Origin of the sequence: Streptomyces fractus (assembly GCF_049844455.1) — a bacterium.
Classification (GTDB): Bacteria; Actinomycetota; Actinomycetes; order Streptomycetales; family Streptomycetaceae; genus Streptomyces; species Streptomyces fractus.
On record NZ_JBMYHI010000002.1, the window covers coordinates 5803702 to 5825586 of the forward strand.

Annotated in this window: 16 protein-coding genes; 8 read left to right on the top strand and 8 right to left on the bottom strand. The window is 71.8% G+C overall.

Annotated features, from left to right (window positions below):
• Positions 1-84: 84 nt before the first annotated feature.
• Genes ACP4E5_RS28285 through ACP4E5_RS28295 form a run of 3 tightly spaced genes read left to right on the top strand, consistent with a single transcriptional unit; the run spans position 85 to position 3136 of the window.
• The gene (locus tag ACP4E5_RS28285) at positions 85-1242 is read left to right on the top strand and encodes an acyl-CoA dehydrogenase family protein (protein ID WP_425833439.1); all 1158 of its coding nucleotides are present in this window, start codon (positions 85-87) and stop codon (positions 1240-1242) included.
• Between the two features lie 35 nt (positions 1243-1277).
• A complete protein-coding gene (locus ACP4E5_RS28290; protein ID WP_425833441.1) occupies positions 1278-2150 on the top strand; it encodes an acyl-CoA thioesterase in 873 nt (290 codons plus the stop codon).
• A gap of 20 nt (positions 2151-2170) precedes the next feature.
• Positions 2171-3136: a cation diffusion facilitator family transporter gene (locus tag ACP4E5_RS28295; protein WP_425833443.1), complete on the top strand. Its 966-nt coding sequence runs from the start codon at positions 2171-2173 to the stop codon at positions 3134-3136.
• Positions 3137-3230: 94 nt separating this feature from the next.
• Here ACP4E5_RS28295 and ACP4E5_RS28300 read toward each other — a convergent pair whose 3' ends face one another.
• Positions 3231-4031: a phosphatase gene (locus ACP4E5_RS28300; protein WP_425833445.1), complete on the bottom strand. Its 801-nt coding sequence runs from the start codon at positions 4029-4031 to the stop codon at positions 3231-3233.
• A gap of 85 nt (positions 4032-4116) precedes the next feature.
• A complete protein-coding gene (locus tag ACP4E5_RS28305) occupies positions 4117-5541 on the bottom strand; it encodes a PucR family transcriptional regulator ligand-binding domain-containing protein (RefSeq protein WP_425833446.1) in 1425 nt (474 codons plus the stop codon).
• Between the two features lie 205 nt (positions 5542-5746).
• Here ACP4E5_RS28305 and ACP4E5_RS28310 point away from each other — a divergent pair, with 205 nt between their 5' ends.
• From ACP4E5_RS28310 to ACP4E5_RS28320, 3 genes are read left to right on the top strand one after another with little or no spacing between them, the layout of a single operon-like run.
• Entirely contained in the window at positions 5747-7222 is a 1476-nt protein-coding gene (locus tag ACP4E5_RS28310) for a sodium:solute symporter family protein (RefSeq protein ID WP_425833447.1), read from the top strand.
• Between the two features lie 46 nt (positions 7223-7268).
• Positions 7269-8264, top strand: a complete 996-nt coding sequence (gene speB, locus ACP4E5_RS28315) for an agmatinase (protein WP_425841717.1) — start codon at positions 7269-7271, stop codon at positions 8262-8264.
• Positions 8261-9934, top strand: coding sequence for a thiamine pyrophosphate-binding protein (locus ACP4E5_RS28320; protein WP_425833449.1), 1674 nt, complete (start codon positions 8261-8263; stop codon positions 9932-9934). Before speB ends, ACP4E5_RS28320 begins: the two co-directional genes overlap by 4 nt.
• A 12-nt stretch (positions 9935-9946) precedes the next feature.
• Here ACP4E5_RS28320 and ACP4E5_RS28325 read toward each other — a convergent pair whose 3' ends face one another.
• On the bottom strand, positions 9947-10744 hold the full coding sequence (locus ACP4E5_RS28325; protein ID WP_425833451.1) for an endonuclease I family protein: 798 nt from the start codon (positions 10742-10744) through the stop codon (positions 9947-9949).
• Positions 10745-10896: 152 nt separating this feature from the next.
• Complete coding sequence (locus tag ACP4E5_RS28330) at positions 10897-13056, bottom strand: ArnT family glycosyltransferase (RefSeq protein ID WP_425833453.1); 2160 nt, start codon at positions 13054-13056, stop codon at positions 10897-10899.
• Between the two features lie 224 nt (positions 13057-13280).
• Between ACP4E5_RS28330 and ACP4E5_RS28335 the strand changes: the two genes are divergently transcribed.
• Positions 13281-17006: an ABC transporter ATP-binding protein gene (locus ACP4E5_RS28335; protein ID WP_425833455.1), complete on the top strand. Its 3726-nt coding sequence runs from the start codon at positions 13281-13283 to the stop codon at positions 17004-17006.
• Here the strand turns inward: ACP4E5_RS28335 and ACP4E5_RS28340 are convergent.
• Positions 16990-17469: a hypothetical protein gene (locus ACP4E5_RS28340; protein WP_425833457.1), complete on the bottom strand. Its 480-nt coding sequence runs from the start codon at positions 17467-17469 to the stop codon at positions 16990-16992. The genes ACP4E5_RS28335 and ACP4E5_RS28340 overlap by 17 nt on opposite strands.
• A 99-nt stretch (positions 17470-17568) precedes the next feature.
• Here ACP4E5_RS28340 and ACP4E5_RS28345 point away from each other — a divergent pair, with 99 nt between their 5' ends.
• The gene (locus ACP4E5_RS28345) at positions 17569-17997 is read left to right on the top strand and encodes a hypothetical protein (RefSeq protein ID WP_425833459.1); all 429 of its coding nucleotides are present in this window, start codon (positions 17569-17571) and stop codon (positions 17995-17997) included.
• Between the two features lie 51 nt (positions 17998-18048).
• Here ACP4E5_RS28345 and ACP4E5_RS28350 read toward each other — a convergent pair whose 3' ends face one another.
• The 3 genes from ACP4E5_RS28350 to ACP4E5_RS28360 all read right to left on the bottom strand — a co-directional run bounded on the left by ACP4E5_RS28350 (position 18049) and on the right by ACP4E5_RS28360 (position 21868).
• The gene (locus tag ACP4E5_RS28350; RefSeq protein WP_425833461.1) at positions 18049-18660 is read right to left on the bottom strand and encodes a hypothetical protein; all 612 of its coding nucleotides are present in this window, start codon (positions 18658-18660) and stop codon (positions 18049-18051) included.
• Positions 18661-18787: 127 nt separating this feature from the next.
• Positions 18788-20596, bottom strand: a complete 1809-nt coding sequence (locus ACP4E5_RS28355) for a glycoside hydrolase family 3 protein (protein ID WP_425841720.1) — start codon at positions 20594-20596, stop codon at positions 18788-18790.
• 348 nt (positions 20597-20944) lie between these two features.
• Entirely contained in the window at positions 20945-21868 is a 924-nt protein-coding gene (locus ACP4E5_RS28360) for a LysR family transcriptional regulator (RefSeq protein WP_425833463.1), read from the bottom strand.
• Positions 21869-21885 lie beyond the last annotated feature (17 nt).

Below are 21885 nucleotides of genomic sequence, written 5' to 3' on the forward strand. Positions count from 1 at the left end.
GGTAACCTGGCTCTGAGCAAGCGCTTAGTCGCGTGATTGCTGTCCGCATTCTCCGTAGAGACCGTCGTAGAGGGAGAGTTCTCCGTGCGCCGTACTGTTTTTGACGAGGACCACGAGGCGTTCCGGGAGACCCTGCGCGCCTTCATCGAGGCCGAGGTCGTCCCCCACTACGACGAGTGGTTCCAGCAGGGCATCGTGCCGCGCGAGCTCTACTCGAAGATGGCCGACCTGGGCCTGTTCGGCATCAACGTGCCCGAGGAGTTCGGCGGCGCGGGCCTGGACACCCACAAGTTCGAGGCCATCCAGTACGAGGAGACCGCCCGCGCGGGCGTGTCCTTCGGCGGCTCCGGCGTGCACGTGCTGCTCGCCCTGCCCTACATCAAGATGCTCGCCACCGACGAGCAGAAGAAGCGCTACCTGGAGAAGTTCGTCACCGGCGAGGAGATGTGGGCCCTCGCCATGACCGAGCCGGGCACCGGCTCCGACCTGGCCGGCATGAAGACCACGGCCAAGCTCTCCGACGACGGCACGCACTACGTGCTCAACGGCTCGAAGACGTTCATCACCGGCGGCGTGCACGCCGACCGCGTCATCGTCTGCGCCCGCACCGCCGCGCCGACCGCCGAGGACCGCCGCCACGGCATCTCCCTGTTCGCCGTCGACACGAAGTCCGAGGGCTACTCGATCGGCCGCAAGCTCGACAAGCTCGGCCTCAAGACCTCCGACACCGCCGAGCTGGCGTTCGTCGACGTGAAGGTCCCCGTCGAGGACCTCCTCGGCGAGGAGAACAAGGGCTTCTACTACCTCGGCAAGAACCTCCCCTCCGAGCGCTGGGGCATCGCCTACGGCGCGTACGCGCAGGCCAAGGCCGCCGTGCGGTTCGCCAAGGAGTACGTCCAGGACCGCACCGTCTTCGGCAAGACCGTGGCGTCGTTCCAGAACACCAAGTTCGAACTGGCCGCCTGCCAGGCCGAGGTGGACGCCGCCGAGGCCGTCGCCGACCGCGCCCTGGAGGCCCTCGACGCCGGTGAGCTGAGCGCCGCCGAGGCCGCCTCCGCGAAGCTGTTCTGCACCGAGGTCGCGCACCGCGTCATCGACCGCTGCCTCCAGCTGCACGGCGGCTACGGGTTCATGAACGAGTACCCGATCGCCCGCCTGTACGCGGACAACCGCGTGAACCGCATCTACGGCGGCACCAGCGAGATCATGAAGTCGATCATCGCGAAGAACATGGGCCTGTAACCAGCAGAGAATCTTTGCTCGGTACAACTGATCCCATGCATCACGCACTCGAATCCCTCCTCGATCTGCTCGACCTCGAGCAGATCGAGGAGGACATCTTCCGCGGCCAGTCCCGGTCCTCCGTCGTCCCGCGCGTCTTCGGCGGGCAGGTGGCGGCCCAGGCGCTGGTCGCGGCCGGGCGCACCGTCCCGGCCGACCGGCACGCCCACTCCCTGCACGCGTACTTCCTCGTCGCGGGGGACCCGGGCGCGCCCATCGTCTACACCGTCGACCGGATCCGCGACGGCCGCTCCTTCACCACGCGCCGCGTCGTCGCCGTCCAGCACGGGCAGCCGATCTTCCATCTCTCCGCGTCCTTCCAGACGTACGAGGAAGGTCTCGAGCACCAGGCGGACATGCCGCCCGCGCCCGACCCGGAGTCGCTGCCGACCGCGGAGGAGATGCTCCCGCGCTACGGCGACGGCGTGCTGAAGCCCGACGTCGTCCAGCGCCTGCTCGAGGCACGGGAGGCCGTCGACCTGCGGTACGTGGACGCCCCGCCGTTCGCCTTCGTCGGCGACCCGCAGCCCCCGCGCTCCCAGGTCTGGTTCCGCGCGCGCGACAAGCTCGCGGACGACCCGCTGCTGCACGTGTGCCTCGCCACCTACGTCTCCGACATGACGCTCCTCGACTCCGTGCTGCTCGCCCACGGGCGGGGCGGCTGGGCCGTCGGCGATGTCGTGGGCGCGTCCCTGGACCACGCGATGTGGTTCCACCGGCCGTTCCGCGCCGACGAATGGCTGCTGTACGACCAGGAGTCGCCGTCCACGTCCGGTGGGCGCGGGCTCGGGCAGGCCCGGATCTACACGCAGGACGGACGGCTCGCGATCACCGTCATCCAGGAGGGTGTCGTTCGCGTTCCGCGTTGATCGGACATAACGTCCGGTACATGGATGAGCGAGCGGAAGAAGCGGGCGGCGAGAGCGTCTTCACGGTGATCGTCGCCGCGGTGGCCAACCTGGGAATCGCCCTCGCGAAGGCCGTCGCCGGCGTCCTCAGCGGCTCCAGCGCGATGCTCTCCGAGGCCGCGCACTCCTTCGCCGACACCGTCACGGAACTGCTGCTGCTCACCTCCCTGAAGCGCAGCGACAAGCCCGCCGACGAGGAGCATCCGCTCGGCTACGGGGGCGAGCGGTACGTGTGGGCGCTGCTCGCGGCCGTCGCCACGTTCGTCGGCGGCGCCGTCTTCTCCCTCTACGACGGGATCCACACGCTCGTCACGGGCGAGGAGCTGGGCGATCCGGTCGTGTCGTACGTGGTGCTGGCCGTGGCGTTCGTCCTGGAAGGGTTCTCGCTGCGCACCGCGGTCAAGCAGGCGCGGGGCGAGGCGGCCCGGGTGCGGGTGCCCTTCGGTACGTATCTGCGGCACACGCCCGACACGGCGGTGAAGGCCGTCGTGCTGGAGGACAGTGCGGCGCTGGCGGGTCTGGTGCTCGCGGCCGGCGGGCTGCTCGGCTCGCAGCTCACCGGGTCGGGGGTGTGGGACGGGGCGGCGTCCCTGTGCATCGGTGTGCTGCTGCTGTGGGTGGCGTGGGTGCTCGGGAGGTCCAACGCGGAGTTGCTGGTGGGGCGGCCGTTGCCGAAGCCCTTCCGGGACGAGATCCGGTCGATCGTGCTCGGGGTCGAGCATGTCGAGGCCGTGCTTGAGCTGACGACGCTTGTGCAGGGGCCGCGGGAGGCGCTCGTCGCGGCGAAGGTCGATTTTCGGGATGCGTCCACCGCGGCGCAGATCGAGTGGGCGTGTGAGGACGCGGCGCGGCGGATTCGGGAGCGGTTTCCCGCGGTGCGGAGGGTGTTTCTTGACCCGACCCCGGGGTTTGCGGCGCGCCGCACGGAGGGGCTCAATCCGTGGTGAGCAATTCAACCCCCTGCGGCGATTGAGCAGCGGGGTCCGGGGCAGAGCCCCGAGGCGTCGGCCACGGCGCCGCCTGCTCAATCGCCGCAGGGGCTTAAATCAGGCCCGCCGCGTCCAGCAGGTACGCCGTCATCGGGTCGTAGTGCCTGGGGCTTGTGACGTGGTCGTCGAGGGGGATCGTGACCTGCATCGTGCCCTCGGCCTCGCCCACGAAGAGGGCCGGGTCGTTGCAGTCCGCGTAGCCGATGGAGTCCAGGCCCCGCTGCGCCGCGCAGCCCGCCCAGCCGTGGTCGGCGACGACCAGGTCGGGCTGGGGGCGGCCCTCGCGGGCGAGGCCGTCGAGGATCGCGGCCATGGGGTCGGGGGAGTGGGTGTGCCACAGCGTCGCGCCGCGCTCCAGCATCGCCACGTCCGCGAACTGGAAGACCATGCCCTCCTCGGTCGACAGGCCCTCCGGGATCACGACGATCTCGCAGCCCGCCGCGCGCAGGGCCGTCGCCGTCGCACGGTGGACGTCGAGGAGGCCGCCCGGGTGGCCCGTGGCGAACAGCACGCGCTGGCGGTCCTCCGCCGCCTTGCGCAGGCGCGCCGCCGTGCGGTCCAGGGCGTCGACCGTCAGCTCGGGGTCGATGGTGTCCTGGCCGGAGCGGTGGCCGGCGTCGGCGACGACACCGCAGCGTTCGGCCATGACGGCGAGCACGTCCTGCTCGTCGGTCCAGCGGTCGCCGAGTTCCAGGCCCAGCCAGTAGTGGCGGTCGCCGTTCGCGAGCCTTCGGTAGTGCGAGAGGTTGTTCTCGCGCGGGGTGGCCACGTCGCCCGCGATCCGGGTGCGGACGAGGTGGTCGATGAGGGCGGCGCGGGTCGGCGTGTCGCTGGGCAGTCCGGGTATCGGCATACGCCCATTGTGCCGGGGGCCGCCGCGAGGCGTTGATCGGTTCCGGGGAGTGGAACGGGCCGGTGGGGCGACGCCCCGGACCGCCTCACCCCGCCACTCGCAGCGCGAACCAGAGTTCCATGCGGGTGTCCGGGTCGTCGACGTCCGCTTCCAGGAGCGTGGCGCAGCGGGCGATGCGCTGGCGGACCGTGTTGCGGTGGACGCCCAGGGCGAGGGCCGTGCCCTCCCAACTGCCGTGCAGGGAGAGCCAGGTGCGCAGGGTCTCCAGGAGGGCCGGCTTGTCGGCCAGGGCGGCCAGGGTCGGCGTGGGCGTGTCGTCCGGGCGGTGGTGGGCCAGCGGGCTGCGGGTCGCCCGTGCGCGGGTGAGCGCGTGGGCCGCCTGGGCGTCGGCGAGCGGCAGGTCGCGGGCGAGGGCCGGGGCGCTGACGCCGAGCACGTGGCCCGTGTGCGCCGTGACGTCCTGGTCGGACGGGATCAGGGCGCGGGTGAGGGAGTCACCGGGGGAGGGGGAGGCAGAGGTGGAGGTCAGGGGTGTCGCCAGGTCGGGGGCCGGGCGGGGCGACAGGGGGCGGGCGTGGATCACGCGCCAGGTGGTGTCCGCGCCCAGCAGGTCCGTGGCCGCCTCCTCGCGGTCCGCGCCGAGGAGGAGGTCGACCAGGCTCGCGGCGCGGCGCGTGTCGCCCGTGGAGCGGTGTTCGCCGGTGAGGAGGGACAGCAGGACCACCGCCGCTCCCGCGATCGTGTGGTCGCCGGGCGTGCGGGACCGCGTCGCGAGGCCGAGCGCGCCGCCCGTGCTCAGCGCGTACGCCGACAGGTGCGTGCCGCCCACCGTGTCCGCCGCGGACGACGGGGTGGGGAAGAGGTGCGTGGCGTGCGGGCGGACCACCGCGGTCAGTTCGGCGAGCGCCTCGCGCACGGCGCGCGCGGGGCGTGTTCCCGCGTGGTGCGGCTCGTCGCCCTCCGGTGTGACGGCCACCGCGAACCCGCCGGTGCGCTGGGCGAGTTGGCGAAGGACGGAGGGCAGCGGGTCGGGCCGCGCCGCCGCCGATGCCAGGGCCTGCTGCGCCTCCGTGACGCGGCGCAGCTCTGCGTTCCTGGCCTGCGCCATCAGCTCCCACACGGCGCGCGCGATCCCGCTGAACGTGGTCCGCGGAGGGACCTCGACGAGCGGGATCCCGAGCCGCTCGCAGGCCGTGACGAGTTCCGGCGGCACCGTGTCGAAGACCGGCGTCACACCGAAGCCGAGCGCCACCGCGCCGCCCCGCGCGACCCGCTCCGCGTACTCCTCGAAGTAGGTGGCGGCGGGTGCGGCGGGCGCGTGCACGCCCGCCGTCAGCAGCAGCTCGCCGCCCAGCAGGTACGGCTCCGGGTCCGTCAGCTCCGACGTGTGCGCCCCGTGCACGAGGACGTCGGCCGCGTCGGGTCCCGCGATCTTGCGAAGGCCCAGGTCGGCGCGGGCGAGTACCGCGGCGAGCGGAACGCCCTGCGTGGGCGGTGCGGTCACGGTCACCGGTGGATGATTCCTCTGGTCCGATCCTGATGGGTGGATGAAACGTACACTTCAGTGCTGCTTTTCGGCCACCTAGATTTCTTCCGACCGGTGGGTGCGGGTACGGGCGGATGTCCCCGACACCCCAGGAGGACCCCGAAGGGGCTTCGCAGCCGGACATTCCCCGCACGACACGCCACCGAAGTGGGCAAAGGAGGGCGTCCCCATGGCCGTCGACTACATCGTGATCGTCGTATACCTGGCCGGAATGCTGGCGATGGGCTGGTGGGGCATGCGCCGCGCCAAGTCCAAGAGCGACTTCCTGGTCGCCGGACGGCGCCTCGGCCCCGCCATGTACTCCGGAACCATGGCCGCTGTCGTGCTCGGCGGCGCCTCCACCATCGGCGGCGTCGGCCTCGGCTACCAGTACGGCCTGTCGGGCGCCTGGATGGTGTTCACCATCGGCCTCGGCATCCTCGCCCTGTCGCTCTTCTTCTCGGCGCGCATCGCCCGGCTGAAGGTCTACACGGTCTCCGAGATGCTCGACCTGCGCTACGGCGGCGGCCGCGCCGGGATGATCTCCGGCATCGTGATGTGGGCGTACACGCTGATGCTCGTCGTCACGTCCACCATCGCGTACGCGACGATCTTCGACGTCCTCTTCGACGTGCCGCGCACGCTCGCGATCATCGTCGGCGGCACCATCGTCGTCGCCTACTCGACGCTCGGCGGCATGTGGTCGATCACCATCACCGACATGGTGCAGTTCGTCGTGAAGACCATCGGCGTGCTGATCATCCTGCTGCCCGTCGCGGTCATCAAGGCCGGTGGCTTCAGCGAGATGAAGGCCGCGCTGCCGACCTCGTACTTCGACCCGCTGGGCATCGGCGGCGAGACGATCTTCACGTACGTGCTGATCTACACGTTCGGCATGCTCATCGGGCAGGACATCTGGCAGCGCGTCTTCACCGCCCGCAACGACAAGGTGGCCCGCTGGGGCGGCACCGTCTCCGGTGTCTACTGCCTGGTCTACGCGATCGGCGGCGCGGTCATCGGCACCGCGGCCAAGGTCCTCTACCCGAAGGGGCTCGGCCAGGCCGACGAGGCGTTCGCGCAGATCGTCAAGGACGAACTGCCCGTCGGCATCCGGGGTCTCGTCCTCGCCGCCGCCCTCGCGGCCGTCATGTCGACGTCGTCCGGAGCGCTCATCGCCTGCGCCACCGTCGCCAACAACGACATCTGGAAGCGGCTGCGGGGCGTCAAGGCCGGTGCGTCGGTGGAGGACGAGCACGACGAGGTGAAGGGCAACCGGATGTTCATCCTCGGCCTCGGCGTCGTCGCGATCGTCATCTCGATCCTCCTCAACAACGTCGTCGAGGCGCTGACCGTCGCCTACAACCTGCTCGTCGGCGGGCTGCTCGTGCCCATCCTCGGCGGACTCCTCTGGAAGCGCGGCAACGTCAGCGGCGCCCTCGCCTCCGTCGTCGTCGGCGGCCTCACCGTCATCGGCGGGATGTGGCACTACGGCATCCTCGCCAACGAGCCCGTGTACTACGGCCTGGTCGCGTCACTCGTCGTCTACGTGGCCGTGTCCCTGGCCACCCGGCCCACCGACGCCGCCGTCCTCGCCAACTGGCGCGAGCGGCTCGCCGGGCGCGGCGCCGAGGAGCCCGAGCCGGCTCCCGCCGCCGCAGCGCAGTAGGCAGCAGCACCGCAGCAACTCCCGCAGGAAAGAAGGCATGCGCGCAATGAACAGCAACGAGACGCCCCGCGTACCCAACGGCCCCACGGGCGCCGTCGGACCGGTCGACTCCTCCCGCGTCCCGCGCTACGCGGGCCCGGCGACGTTCGCCCGCCTGCCTCGGCTCGACGAGGTGGACGCCGCCGACGTGGCGGTCGTCGGCGTCCCCTTCGACACCGGAGTCTCCTACCGGCCCGGCGCCCGCTTCGGCGGCAACGCGATCCGCGAGGCCTCCCGTTTCCTTCGCCCGTACAACCCGGCGCAGGACGCCTCCCCGTTCGCGCTCGCGCAGGTCGCGGACGCCGGTGACATCGCCGCCAACCCGTTCAACATCAACGAGGCCGTCGACACCATCGAGGCCGCGGCCGACGACCTGCTCGGCTCCGGCGCCCGCATGATGACGCTCGGCGGCGACCACACCATCGCGCTGCCGCTGCTGCGCTCGGTGGCGAAGAAGCACGGCCCGGTCGCGCTGCTGCACTTCGACGCGCACCTCGACACCTGGGACACGTACTTCGGCGCCGAGTACACGCACGGCACGCCGTTCCGCCGCGCCGTGGAGGAGGGCATCCTCGACACCTCCGCCCTCTCGCACGTCGGGACCCGCGGCCCGCTCTACGGCCGCTCCGACCTCACGGACGACGAGAAGCTCGGCTTCGGCATCGTCACCTCCGCCGACGTCTACCGGCGCGGCGCCGACGAGGTCGCCGACCAGCTCCGCCAGCGCATCGGCGACCGCCCGCTGTACATCTCCATCGACATCGACTGCCTCGACCCGGCCCACGCGCCCGGCACCGGCACTCCGGAGGCGGGCGGCATGACCTCCCGGGAGCTCCTGGAGATCCTCCGCGGGCTCTCTTCGTGCAACCTGGTATCAGCGGACGTCGTCGAGGTGGCGCCCGCGTACGACCACGCGGAGATCACGTCCGTCGCCGCCTCGCACACCGCGTACGAGCTGACGACGATCATGTCCCGCCAGATCGCGGAGGCCCGTAACAAGTGACGCACGACCACGACCTTGAGCTGACACCCACGCCCGCGCAGACCGAGGCGGCCCTCAATCCGCCTTCCGGCCGCAACGGCGGTGACCTCGTCGTCGAGACCCTGCACGGCCTCGGCGCGGCCACCGTGTTCGGCCTGCCGGGGCAGCACGCGCTCGGCATGTTCGACGCGCTGCGCCGGTCGTCGCTCAGGTACGTGGGGCTGCGCGTCGAGAACAACGCCGGGTTCGCGGCGGACGCGTACGGCCGGGTGACCGGGGAAGTGGCGCCGCTGCTGCTGTCCACGGGACCCGGCTCGCTGATGTCGCTCGCCGCGCTCCAGGAGGCGGCCGCCGCGTCGGCTCCCGTGCTCGCGATCGGCAGCCAGATCCCGGTCGCCGGGCTCGGCGGCGGCCGTCACGGCTACCTGCACGAACTCCGGGACCAGCAGGCCTCGTTCAGGGACGTGGTCAAGTCCGTCCACACCGTCCGTACGCAGTCCCAGATCCCGTCGGCGATCGCCGCGGCCTGGGAGTCGGCGCTGAGCGCCCCGCACGGCCCGGTGTGGGTGGAGATCCCGCAGGACGTGCTCCTCGCGGAGACTTCCCTGCCGGTCGTCACGGCGATGGACGCGACTCCGCACGACCTGGTGCCGCGGCCCGAACTCACCGCCGTCGCCGCCGACTTGCTGGCGAACGCCGAGCGTCCGGCGATCATCGCGGGCGGCGGCGTCGTCCGCGCGGACGCGGCGGGCAAGCTGCGCGCGCTCGCCGAACGCGTCAACGCGCCCGTCGTCTCCACCTTCGGCGGCAAGGGCGCCTTCCCCTGGGAGCACCCGCTCTCGCTCCAGTCCTGGATGGAGGACCGGCACACGACGGACTTCCTGGAGGACGCGGACGTCCTCCTCGTCGTCGGCTCGGGCCTCGGTGAACTCTCCTCGAACTACCACACGTTCAAGCCCCGCGGCCGCGTCATCCAGATCGAGGCGGACGCCGGGAAGCTGGAGTCCAACCACCCGGCCCTCGGCATCCACGCCGACGCGCGGCTCGCGCTCCAGGCGCTGGTCGAGACGGTCGCCGAGCGCCGGGACGACGAGGCGCCCGCGCGCGTCGCCGCGGTCCTCAAGGCCGTACGGGAACGGATCGACGCGCAGGAACTCACCCTGGAGCAGCGGGTGTTGGCGTCGGTGCGCGAGGCGTTGCCGGCCGCGTCGCCGTCCTTCTGGGACATGACGATCCTCGCGTACTGGGCCTGGTCCGCGTGGCCCGGAACCATGCACTCGGCGCAGGGCGCGGGCGGCCTCGGCTACGGGTTCCCCGCGGCCATCGGCGCGGCCGCCGCCGACCCGACGACGCCCGTCCTCGCGGTCTCCGGCGACGGCGGCGCCATGTACTCCATCGCCGAACTGGCCACGGCGAAGCAGTACGACCTGAACGTGACCTGGCTGATCGTCGACGACGGCGGCTACGGCATCCTCCGCGAGTACATGACGGACGCCTTCGGCGAGGCCACCGCGACCGAGCTGGCCCGCCCGGACTTCGTGGCGCTCGCCGAGTCGTTCGGCGTCCCCGGGGTGCGGACGACCCCGGAGACGCTCAAGGACGACCTGGCGCGGGCGCTCGCCGCGCCGGGACCGCGCGTGGTCGTACTCCCGGCCCTGCTGCGGATGTTCGCGCCCACGCACCTGGGGTGAGGCGAGCGGCGCCTACCAGATGGAGCCCACCCACTCCGGGTGGTCGATGAACGGGTTCCGGTTGTGCTGGTAGGTGTCGAAGATGACGTCGTTGCGGTGCTGCTCGAAGGAGTCCGGCGGGTCCTCGTCGCTCCACTTCTTCAGGACCGAGAGCTTGCCGATGTGCGGTGAACTGCCGTTGTCCACCGAGTCGTTGGGCTCCAGGTCGGCGAAGGAGTCGTCGCCTTCGTAGCGGACCGCCATGTAGAGGATCATCCGCGCGACGTCGCCCTTGACGGCGTCGCGCGGCTCGAACGAGTCGGAGTCGGTGAGGCTGCCGCCGCCGTTCGCGACCGCGCTGCCGCCGTTGTCGAAGTCCTTGTTGCCGCGCACCGAGTTGACCGTGACGTCCTCGGGGCGCAGATGGTGGAGATCGGTGCCGGGGCCCGTCGCGGTGCCGAAGTCGCCGTGCGACTTGGCCCAGACGTGCTCGCGGTTCCAGTCGCCGCTGTCGCCGCCGTTGGCCGACTTCGCGCGTGAGGTGCCGCTGTAGAGCAGGATCACGTTGGAGCTGTTGGCCGGGTCCTGGTCGGTGGCCTTCAGGGCGTCCCAGACCGCGTCGTAGGAGAGCTTCGTCTGGTCGCTGATGATCGTGTGCAGCGCGCTCTTGAGCTCGGTGCCGGTCTTGCCCTCCGCGTCCTGGTAGTACGTGTCGTCGTACGCGGTGGTGGTGGTCGCGGCGGCGGGGCCCGCGGTGGCCGCGGGGAGGGCGAAGGTGGCCAGTACGGCCGCGGTGGTGAGGGCGGCGGTGCGTATGTGGATTCCGGGCATGTGGGGTGTCCGTCCGTTCTACGCGGGTTGAATGGTGGAACGGAGCGTGACATGGACACGTATGGATTGGGTGAATGCCGGGCGTCGATCCTGTGACGACAAAGGCCCCTGACTGCTCGTCAGGGGCCTTTGTCCGGGGTGGAGTTGCCGGATCAGTTCACGTCGGACGGGTCCAGTCGGTACAGCGACTGGGAGCCGGTCGAGCCGCTGGACTTCTTGCTGTACTCGCTCGACTTCACCGCCGTGCCGTGCTTCTTCACCCACGCGGTGACCGCGGAGCTGACGTCGTTGCCGCCGCCCATGGGGCCGCGCATGCCGCTCTCGCCGACCTGGATGTAGTGCAACTGGCCGCTCTCGACCAACTTCTTGAGCTTGGCGACGGTCATGCCCTTGTCGGAGCCGGTGAAGCCGTACATCGAGATGACGGGCTTCTTGGTGTTGAGGATGATCGACGCGGCGGACTGCGAATTGGACACCGCGAGCAGCCACTTGGCGCCGTCCTGGTGCTTCTCCAGGTACGTGATCAGGCCGCTGTCGAGGCTGCCGCCCATTCCGCCCATGCCACCGGGGGTGCCGCGGCGGCCGGTTTCCTGCTTACCGGAGCCGGAGCCCTGGCCGCCGGGCATCTCGCGGCCGCCCGGCATGCCGCCGCCCTCGGGCGCCTTGCCCCCGCCGGGCATCTCGCCGCCACCCGGCATCGAGCCTCCGCCGGGCATCTCGCCGCCACCCGGCATCGCGCCCCTACCGGGCATCTCGCCGCCGCGGGGGAACCCGCCACGGCCGCCGCTCCCGAAGGGACCGCCCATGCCGCCGCCCGTCGTGGGCCCGGCCGTCGGGTTCGCACCGCCCATGCCGCCGCCCGCTCCGGAGGAGAAGGGTTCCGCGAAGGAGTACGCCGCAGGGCCCGCCACCGACGCGACGACGGCCGCCGCCACGGCCGCCGCGAACAGCCGCAGCCGCCGGCCCGTCGACGTACGGAAGACGAGCAGACCCGCGATCGCGAGCGCCATGACGAGGGCGATCACCGGCCACAGCCAGCCGTTCCAGCCGGACGCGCGGCGCAGCAGCACGGCCGACCAGATACCGGTCACGGCGAGCGCCACCGGCAGCACCCACGCCCACCGCTTGTCCGTGCGGAAGGCGCGCAGCAGCATCACGCCGCCACCGCCGCACAGCGCCGCGATGCCCGGGGCGACGGCGGTCGTGTAGTACGGGTGCATGGTGCCCTCGGCCGTCGCGAACGTGACGTAGTGCAGCACCAGCCAGCCGCCCCACAGCACCAGGGCCGCGCGCGTGAGGTCGGTGCGCGGGGCGCGGCCGCGCAGCACCAGACCGCCGACGAGCGCGATCGCCGCGAACGGGATCAGCCAGGAGATCTGGCCGCCGAGCGTCTCGTTGAACAGCCGGCCGAGGCCCGCCGCGCCGGAGAAGCCGCCGCCTCCACCGCCCCCGCCGTTGCCCTCGCCGCCGAGGATCCGGCCGAAGCCGTTGTAGCCCATGATCAGGTCCCAGGCGGTGCCGTCCGTCGAGCCGCCGATGTACGGGCGCGAGTCGGCCGGTACGAGGGAGACCGCCGTGGCCCACCAGAAGCTGGAGACGGCCAGGACGACGGCCGCGACGACCAGGTTGCGGACCTTCTTGGCCCAGCCCAGGTGGGAGGCGAACACGTACACCGCGAAGACCGCGGGCAGCGCGATGTAGCCCTGGAGCATCTTGGTGTTGAACGCGAAGCCGAAGCAGGCCGCAGAGGCGAGCAGCGGGAGCAGCCTGCCGTTGCGGGTGGCGCGCAGCGCGAGGGCCGCGCCGCCCACCATCAGCAGCACCAGGAGGGTGTCCGGGTTGTTGTCCCGGTTGATCGCGACGGTGATCGGGGTGAGGGCCAGGACCAGCGCGGCGATCGCCGCGGCCGCGTGACCCCACACCCGCTTCACGGAGGAGTGCAGGATCCAGATCGAGCCGAGCCCGGCGGCGACCTGCGGCAGCATCATCTGCCAGGTGCCGAAGCCGAGGATCCGGCAGGACAGGCTCATCACCATCAGTGAGAACGGCGGCTTGTCCACGGTCAGGAAGTTGCCCGCGTCGATGGAGCCGAAGAACCAGGCCTTCCAGCTCTGCGTGCCGCTGTAGACGGCGGCGCTGTAGAAGCTGTTGAGGCCGTTCGACGAGAGGTTCCAGGAGTACAGCACCCCGGCGACCACGAGGATCGCGAGCAGCGCCGGCAGCGACCAGCGCGGCGTGCGGCGCTCGGTCGGCGGTTGCACCGGCGGAGGAGGTGCGGGTGCGTCGGAATGCGTATCGGTCATGGAGGTCACCGGTGCACAGTGCACGGCGCCGGTGGGGGCGGGCTGTGGCGAAGCTGGGCGCCACCTGTGGATACCGCCGGGAATGCCGCCTGTGGACGCCTCCCCGGAGCGCGAACCAGATCACCCGGTTCTACTCGCTACGGATTGTTACAGCGGGATGAAATTCGATCCCGCTCGCGTTGGCCCTTCGGCAGCTCAGGGCGAGAGGTCAAGCGAGCGGGAGGCGGCACGGCGTGGCGGAACAACGGGGCTGGGCGAAACGACTGGCGGGATACGCGTGGCGCCATCCCAAGGACGTCGTCCTCGCGCTCGGGGCCTCGCTCGGCGGCATGGGCGTCATGGCGCTCGTCCCGCTGATCACGAAGGTGATCATCGACGACGTGATCGGGAACCACTCCCGTTCCATGGCCGTGTGGGCGGGCGCCCTCATAGGCGCGGCCGTCGTCGTCTACGTCATGTCCTTCATCCGCCGCTACTACGGCGGTCGGCTCGCCCTCGACGTCCAGCACGACCTGCGCACCGAGATGTACGGGTCGATCACCCGGCTCGACGGCCGGCGCCAGGACGAACTGTCGACCGGGCAGGTCGTGGGGCGCGCCACCAGCGACCTCCAGCTGATCCAGGGCCTGCTCTTCATGCTCCCGATGACCATCGGGAACGTCCTGCTGTTCCTCATCTCTCTGGGGATCATGGCGTCGCTGTCGTGGCCGCTGACGCTCGTCGCGCTCGCCGTCGCCCCCGCCGTCTGGGTCATCGCCAAGCGCAGCCGCTCCCGCCTCCACCCCGCCACCTGGTACGCGCAGGCGCAGGCCGCCGCCGTCGCCGGGGTCGTCGACGGGGCCGTCAGCGGCGTCCGCGTCGTGAAGGGGTTCGGGCAGGAGGAGCAGGAGACCGGGAAGCTCAAGACGGTCGGCCGCAGGCTCTTCGCGGGACGCCTGCGCACCGTCCGGATGAACTCGAAGTTCACCCCGGCGCTCCAGGCCGTGCCCGCCCTCGGGCAGGTCGCCATGCTGGCCCTCGGCGGCTGGCTCGCGGTGCGCGGGCAGGTCACGCTCGGCACGTTCGTCGCGTTCTCCTCGTACCTGGCGCAGCTCGTCGGGCCCGTCCGCATGCTCGCGGTCGTCCTCACCGTCGGGCAGCAGGCCCGCGCCGGTGTGGAGCGCGTCCTCGAACTGATCGACACCGAGCCGAGCCTCGTCGACGGCACGAAGGAGCTGCCCGCCGACGCCCCCGCGACCGTCGAGTTCGACGACGTGTCCTTCACGTACTCGGACGCCGAGAACCCCGTTCTCGACGGGCTCTCCCTGGAGATCAGGGCCGGTGAGACCCTCGCCGTCGTCGGCTCCTCCGGCTCCGGCAAGTCCACCGTCTCCCTCCTCCTCCCGCGCTTCTACGACGTCACGCACGGCGCCGTCCTCGTCGGCGGGCACGACGTGCGCGAGCTGACGACGGCTTCCCTGCGCTCCGCGATCGGCCTCGTCCTGGAGGACTCGTTCCTGTTCTCCGACTCCGTGGGCGCCAACATCGCGTACGGCGCACCGGGAGCGACCCAGGAGCAGATCGAGACGGCCGCGCGCGCCGCGCAGGCCCACGGCTTCATCTCGGCCCTGCCCGAGGGCTACGACACCAAGGTCGGCGAGCACGGCCTCACCCTCTCCGGCGGTCAGCGCCAGCGCGTCGCCCTCGCCCGCGCCATCCTCACCGACCCCCGCCTCCTCGTCCTCGACGACGCGACGTCCGCCGTGGACGCCCGCGTCGAGCACGAGATCCACGAGGCCCTCGCGCACGTGATGGCGGGCCGTACGACGCTGCTCATCGCGCACCGCCGCTCCACCCTCGGCCTCGCCGACCGGATCGCCGTCCTCGACGGCGGGCGGCTCGCCGCGATCGGCACGCACGAGGAGCTGGAGGCCGGCTCATCGCTGTACCGGCGCCTGCTCACCGACCCCGACGAGCTGGGCGGGGTGTCGCCGGGACACGTCGCGCCCGCGGCGCCCGAGGCCGAGGACACCTCCGTACGCGAGGAGCTCGACGCCGAGTTCGACGCCGAGCGGGGCGTCACCCCCAGGCTGTGGACGGGCGACCGCGAGCCGCGGGACGCCGCGCTCGCCGGGACCCCCGCGACGCCCGAACTCCTCGCGCAGGTCGACGCGCTGCCGCCGGCCACCGACACCCCCGGCATCGACGAGGCGCGGGCCGTCACCGCCGAGGAGTCGTACGGACTGCGCCGCCTGCTGCGCGGATTCGGGGCGCCGCTGCTGATCAGCCTCGCGCTCGTCGCCGTCGACGCGGGCATGGGCCTGCTGCTGCCGATCCTCATCCGGCACGGCATCGACGAGGGCGTCTCGCAGCTCGCGATCGGCGCGGTGTGGGCGGCGTCCGCGCTCGCGCTGGTCGCCGTGCTCGTGCAGTGGGGCGCGCAGTTCGGTGAGACGCGGATGACGGGGCGGACCGGGGAGCGGGTCCTGTACTCGCTCCGCCTGAAGATCTTCGCCCAGCTCCAGCGGCTCGGACTCGACTTCTACGAGCGGGAGTTGACGGGGCGCATCATGACCCGGATGACCACCGACGTGGACGCCCTGTCGACGTTCCTGCAGACCGGGCTCGTCACCGCGTTCGTCTCCCTCGTCACGTTCTTCGGCATCATGGCCGCGCTCCTCGTGATCGACGTACAGCTCGCGCTCGTCGTCTTCGCGACGCTGCCGCCGCTGATCATCGGAACGTTCTTCTTCCGCCGCTCCAGCGTCAAGGCGTACGAGCTGGCCCGCGAGCGGATCTCCGTCGTCAACGCCGACCTCCAGGAGACGGTGGCGGGGCTGCGGATCGTGCAGGCGTTCCGGCGCGAGAAGGACGGCGGCGAGAACTTCGCGGCGGGCAGCGCCAGTTACCGCAAGGCGCGCATCCGCGGCCAGTGGCTGATCTCCGTGTACTTCCCGTTCGTGCAGCTGCTGTCGGCGGTGGCGACGGCGTCCGTCCTCGCGGTGGGCGCACACCGGGTCGACGCGGGCACCCTGACGACGGGCGCGCTGGTCGCCTACCTCCTCTACATCGACCTGTTCTTCGCGCCCGTGCAGCAGCTCTCCCAGGTCTTCGACGGCTACCAGCAGGCCACGGTCTCGCTCGGCCGCATCCAGGAACTGCTGCGCGAGCCGACGTCGACGAAGAACGCCGAGCGGCCCCGCGAGGTGCCGGCGCTGCGCGGCGAGATCGCCTTCGAGGACGTGGACTTCGCGTACGGAGCCTCCGACGAACCGGAGACGGCCCTCAGCGGCGTCGACCTGCGGATCCCCGCCGGCCAGACCGTGGCCTTCGTCGGCGAGACCGGCGCGGGCAAGTCGACCCTCGTCAAGCTCGTCGCCCGGTTCTACGACCCCACGGGCGGCAAGGTCACCGCCGACGGCATCGACCTGCGCGAACTCGACCTCACCGAGTACCGGCACCGGCTCGGCGTCGTCCCGCAGGAGGCCTACCTCTTCCCCGGCACGGTCCGCGACGCGATCGCCTACGGCCGACCCGACGCGAGCGACGCCGAGGTGGAGGCGGCGGCGCGGGCCGTCGGCGCGCACGAGATGATCGCGACACTCGACGGCGGCTACCTCCACGAGGTCGCCGAGCGCGGCCGCAACCTCTCCGCGGGCCAGCGCCAGTTGATCGCCCTGGCCCGCGCCGAACTCGTCGACCCGGACATCCTCCTGCTCGACGAGGCGACCGCCGCCCTCGACCTCGCCACCGAGGCCCAGGTCAACCAGGCCACGGACCGCATCTCCGGCAAACGCACCACCCTGGTCGTCGCCCACCGCCTGACAACGGCGGCCCGCGCGGACCGCGTAATCGTGATGGACCACGGCCGTGTCGCAGAGGACGGCACGCACGACGAACTACTTCAACTCGACGGAAAGTACGCCAAGTTGTGGCACGCCTTCCTTGGGGAAGCCGTGGAGGTCAGCTCTTCGACGTGATGTCGGAGATCTTCTTGGTGTCCAGGTTCGACTGGACCGTCAGGTAGGTGTACGAGACGTGCTTCCCGGTGCCCCAGGTCAGGCGCACCGTGGAGTACGTCTTGCCCATGCCGCTGTCGCCCGCCGTCACCTTCCAGGCGCTCGGCACGTTCTGCGCGCGCAGCACACCGTCGGCGTCGTGCTGCTTCTCCCAGTTCGTGAGGCGGGAGCGCAGGTCGGAGGTCAGGTAGAACTGCCGCAGCTGCGCGGCGAGCGCGTTGTCGCCCGGGTCGTTCGCGACGTCGATGTACGCGCCGTAGAAATGCGCGACCCGGTCGTACACGGCGCCGGGATCGCCGCTGCGGGCGGGCGCGCCGGAGGGGTTGTCGTCGGTGCGGGGCGCGGCGGCGCTGGGGACCGCGAGGGCGACGGTGAGCAGTCCGGCCGCGAGGACGTAGCGTGCGGTGCGGTGCATGGATGTCATGACGGACCCGCCTTTCGGGCCGGCGGCGCTGGGCCGCCCGGCCGGTATGTCGCGTCAGTTCAACAGTACGCTGGTGCCGATGTGACGGGAGGGGCTGAAGTGCGCGGACAAGGGCTCGGTGAGGGCGGCATACGCACGCCGCGCAGGCCGCTCCGGGGGCTCACGTCGGCCCTGTCGGTGCTGGTCACCGCGGCCCTCCTGGTCCTCGCGGGACCCACGGTCACCGGCGTGCAGGCCGCCTCCTCGCTGTGCGGCGGACACAAGGCCCGCACGCTGCGGTTCGAGACGGGCCGTACCGTCCTCTACAAGAACAACGGCTACGTCTGCGCCGTCACCTACGCCAAGCGCGCCGGCGCCCGCCGCACCATGTCCGCGAGCGTCCAGGCCCGCGGCAACCGGGCCGTCGTCGACAAGGGCCGCTACACCCGGCACGCGGGCCCGGTCACCGTGCACGCCGGACACCGCTGTGTCCGGGTGAAGGGCTCCGTGGGCACGAAGTCGGTCCACACCGGCTGGATCCTGTGCTGAACGGGGCCGCCCGGCCCTCACTCACCCCTGTTACTCCTCACCCCTCACCTCTTACACCGTGACCGCGCACCCCACCGGCCTGCTGCCGCCCAGGGTCACGTAGAGCGAGGTCGACGGCGGGCACGCCGAGCGGGACGGGACCGCCTTGATCACCCGGTACCGCGGGCCCGTGCCGCCCGTGCCGCCGCACGCCGTCTCCCGCACCTGGCCCTTGCCCGCGGCCGTCACGCAGTCGCCGACGATCGTGCGGGGGCCGCCACCGGCGCCCGGGTCGCCGGGGTGCGGCGGATCCAGATTGCGCATGCAGGCGTAGCCGCGGTCCACGGACCCGTCGCCGTTCTCGTCGGCCGCGGGCCGGTTCTCGCTGATGTGCAGCACGAAGTCGGTACGGGCCGGGCACGCGGGCCCTTCCGACGTCTCCCCGTCGTGGCGGGCGAGGACCCGGGCCACGGCCCGCTCGCTGCGGCACGGCACCTCGTTGAACGACGCGTGCCCCCGCGAACTGCACTCGTCCTCCGCGAGGAACACCGCCCCGTACCCGGAGGACGCGCGCGAGGACGGCCGGTCGCCGGAGGACCCGGGGGAGCCCTGGCAACCGGCGAGCGCGAGCACGAGGGCCAGCACCGGCACCGCGCACACCCCACCGACCGACCGCCCAAACATGGCAAAACCCCCCGCCGTCCCGGTCCAGCGTGGCCCGTAACGGCGGGCGCACGCCAGGTGTGCGGGGGGCTTTGCGCCAGTTGGTGACGGCGTGCGCCGATCGCGGCGTACGCCCCCTACGGACGGGTCAGTACGACAGCCCGTAGCCGATCGGGTAGAGGACCTGCGCGGGATCGTCGGCCCTCTGCACGGGCACCGGCAGCTTCCCGCGCGGCTCCGCCTTTCCGGCCAACACCCGCACCGCCGCCCGCAGTTCGACGTCGATCCACGAGTAGGCCGCCAGGTGCGCGTCGGCGGCGGACAGCTGGGCGACGTCGTACGGATTGCGCATGGACAGCGTCACGACCGGCACCCCGGTCGCGGCCACCTCGTTCACCAGGGACTGCTGCGCGCTGCCCGCGGCGACGTTGTACGTCCCGATGACCACGGCGTCCTTGCCCTTCGCCGCCGCCACGGCCTGCGCGATCGTCGCCTGCGTGGGCGCCGTGCCGGTCGCGAGCACCGTGGCCGTGAAGCCGAGTTCGGTGAGCGCCGCGCCGATCACGGTGGTCGGCGGTCCGTCGCTGAGGGAGGGGGAGGCCGGGTCGGCGCCGAGCACGAGGACGGATCTGTGGGTGCGGTGGGACAGTGGCAGCAGCCCCTTCTTGTTGACCAGGAGCGTCGTCGTGCGCTCGGCGATCCGGTCGGCCGTGGCGAGGTGCGCGGGCGTCCCGACGGCGCGGTCGACACCCGCGTCGGAGACGTAGGGCTCCTTGAAGAGGCCCAGCTTCGACTTCAGGCGCAGCACGCGCAGGATCGACTCGTCGAGCCGCGCCTCGGTCAGCTCGCCGCCCTGTACGGCCTTGAGCACCGCGTTCCACGACACCGACAGGTCCGGCGGGTTGAGCAGTTGGTCGACGCCCGCCTTCAGGGCGAGCACCGGGACCCGCTCGTCGCCGTACTTGATCCGGACGCCCTCCATGCCGAGCGAGTCGGTCACCACGACGCCGTCGTAGCCGAGCTGTTCGCGCAGGATGCCGGTGAGGATGGGCCGGGACAGGGTGGCCGGGTCCTCGGACGGGTCAAGGGCCGGGACGACGATGTGCGCCGTCATGATCGAGTCGATGCCGGCCGCGATCGCCGCCTTGAACGGCGGCGCGTCCAGCTGCTCCCACTGCTCACGGGTGTGGGAGATGTACGGGATGCCGGTGTGGCTGTCGGTCGCCGTGTCGCCATGTCCGGGGAAATGCTTGGCCGTTGAGGCGATGTGCGAGGACTGGTAGCCCTTGACCTCGGCCGCCACGAGCCCGGCGACGGCCTTCGGGTCCGCGCCGAAGGAACGTACGCCGATGACGGGGTTGGCCGGGTTGACGTTGACGTCGGCGTCGGGCGCGTAGTCCTGCCGGATGCCGATGGCGCGCAGCTCGGCGCCCGCGATCTGCCCGGCCCGGCGGGCGTCCTCGCGGGAGCCGCCGGCCCCGAACGCCATGGCGCCGGGGAACAGGGTGGCGGGCTTGCCGACCCGGGCGACGATGCCGTGCTCCTGGTCGGTGGATATCAACAGCGGTATCCGGGACGGCTGTTGGAGTCCGGCCTTCTGGATCCCGTTGCTCAGGTCGGCGATCTGGTGCGGGTCGCGCACGTTGTGCGCCCACGCGAAGTAGATGATGCCGCCGAGCTTGTATGTGGCGATGAGCTCGGCGGCGGTGCGGACGCCGATCTCCTTGAGGTTGGCGTCGATGTCGGCCTGGTCCGGGGCGGTGGCCGAGTGGCCGTACACCCGCATGACGAAGAGCTGGCCGACCTTCTCCTCCAGGGACATCCCGGAGATGATCTTCCTGAGGGCCTGGTCGGACGCGGGGGTGCCCGCGGCCCGTGCGGCGGGGGCGCTGAGGCCGGCCGCCGCGGCGCCGATGGTGGCGGCGGCGAGCACGGTACGTCTGGACAGTGGCACGATCGCTCCTTCCGGAGGAGGCGCGGACCCTGAAAATAACTTCCGCGCGCAACGGATATCCGGAAAATTTCTGCCAGTCAAGAGTCCGTGCAGGTAAGGGAGTTGGCGGCCGGCCGCCCGCGAAGGGGGCCGTCACCGGCACTTTGGAGGGGGCGCACCGGTGACGGCGACACTGCCGGCCGCAGGCGGCGGAGAGGGTTCGTCAGCGTTCGCAGCCAGCAGCGATGCCGACACCGCACTGCGGTGACTCTCCGGCAGCGTGTCCTTCTGACGGAAGCATGCTGGTCGGGGTTCCCGGAATTCGGGGATTTCGTGAAATCGGTGCGCAGGTGGTGAACGAGGCGGCCGTGGTCAGGCCGAATCCTCCGCCCCGACCAGACAGGCGCCTCCCTGGACGCGCAGCGCCTCGACGACCGCTCGAACCGCGGGGCGGCGCGATGTCCCGCCACGCCACAGGGCGTACAGCCGTCGCCGCGGCACCGGGTCGAGCCGCACCGCCGCCACCCCCTCGGGCAGCGGGCCGCGGCCGAGCCGGGGGAGCACCGCGATGCCGAGGCCCGCCGCCACGAGGGCCGCCAGCGTCGGATTCTCCTCGGCCTGATGGGCGATGAACGGCTCGAAGCCCGCGGAGCGCATCGTGCGCAGCAGCCAGTCGTGACACACCCGGCCCGGCGGCTGCGACACCCACCGCTCGCCCCCGAGCTCCTCGCGGCGCACCGACGTCCGCCCGGCCAGCGGATGCCCCGCGGGCACGACGAGATCGCACAAGTCGTCCCCGATCACGGCCTGTTCGACCCCGGCGGGGGCCGGCAGCGGCGCGATGTCCCAGTCGTGCGCGACGACGAGGTCGACGGCCCCCTTCGCCACGAGATCCACCGACAGGTGCGGGTCCACCTCGGAGAGCCGGGTGTCGAGCGCGGGATGCCGGGAGGCCAGATCGGCGAGCACGCCGGGCAGCAGCCCCCTCGCGGCCGAGGCGAACGCGGCGATCGTCAGCCGCCCCGCCGGCACCCCGCGCCGCTCCTCGAGCCCGGTCTCGGCGCGCTCCATGACGGCCATCAACTCGCGCGCGGTCTCGGCGAGTTGCCACGCCTCGTCGGTGAGCCGGACGCCCCGCCCCTCCCGTTCCAGCAGCGGCGTACGGGTCTCCCGCTCCAGCTTCGCGATCTGCTGCGAGACGGCGGACGGCGTGTAGCCGAGCGCGGTCGCGGCGGCGCCGACGGTGCCGTGCACGGACACGGCGTGCAGGGCACGCAGCCGCTGAAGGTCCAACATCCCGCCACACCTCTCCA

Bases quoted from the DNA above. Each gene is read 5' to 3' on its own strand.
- ACP4E5_RS28340 (WP_425833457.1), bottom strand. From the start codon at position 17,469: ATGACATCCATGCACCGCACCGCACGCTACGTCCTCGCGGCCGGACTG.
- ACP4E5_RS28360 (WP_425833463.1), bottom strand. From the start codon at position 21,868: ATGTTGGACCTTCAGCGGCTGCGTGCCCTGCACGCCGTGTCCGTGCAC.
- ACP4E5_RS28350 (WP_425833461.1), bottom strand. From the start codon at position 18,660: ATGTTTGGGCGGTCGGTCGGTGGGGTGTGCGCGGTGCCGGTGCTGGCC.
- ACP4E5_RS28295 (WP_425833443.1), top strand. From the start codon at position 2,171: ATGGATGAGCGAGCGGAAGAAGCGGGCGGCGAGAGCGTCTTCACGGTG.
- ACP4E5_RS28325 (WP_425833451.1), bottom strand. From the start codon at position 10,744: ATGCCCGGAATCCACATACGCACCGCCGCCCTCACCACCGCGGCCGTA.
- ACP4E5_RS28300 (WP_425833445.1), bottom strand. From the start codon at position 4,031: ATGCCGATACCCGGACTGCCCAGCGACACGCCGACCCGCGCCGCCCTC.
- speB (WP_425841717.1), top strand. From the start codon at position 7,269: ATGAACAGCAACGAGACGCCCCGCGTACCCAACGGCCCCACGGGCGCC.
- ACP4E5_RS28310 (WP_425833447.1), top strand. From the start codon at position 5,747: ATGGCCGTCGACTACATCGTGATCGTCGTATACCTGGCCGGAATGCTG.
- ACP4E5_RS28290 (WP_425833441.1), top strand. From the start codon at position 1,278: ATGCATCACGCACTCGAATCCCTCCTCGATCTGCTCGACCTCGAGCAG.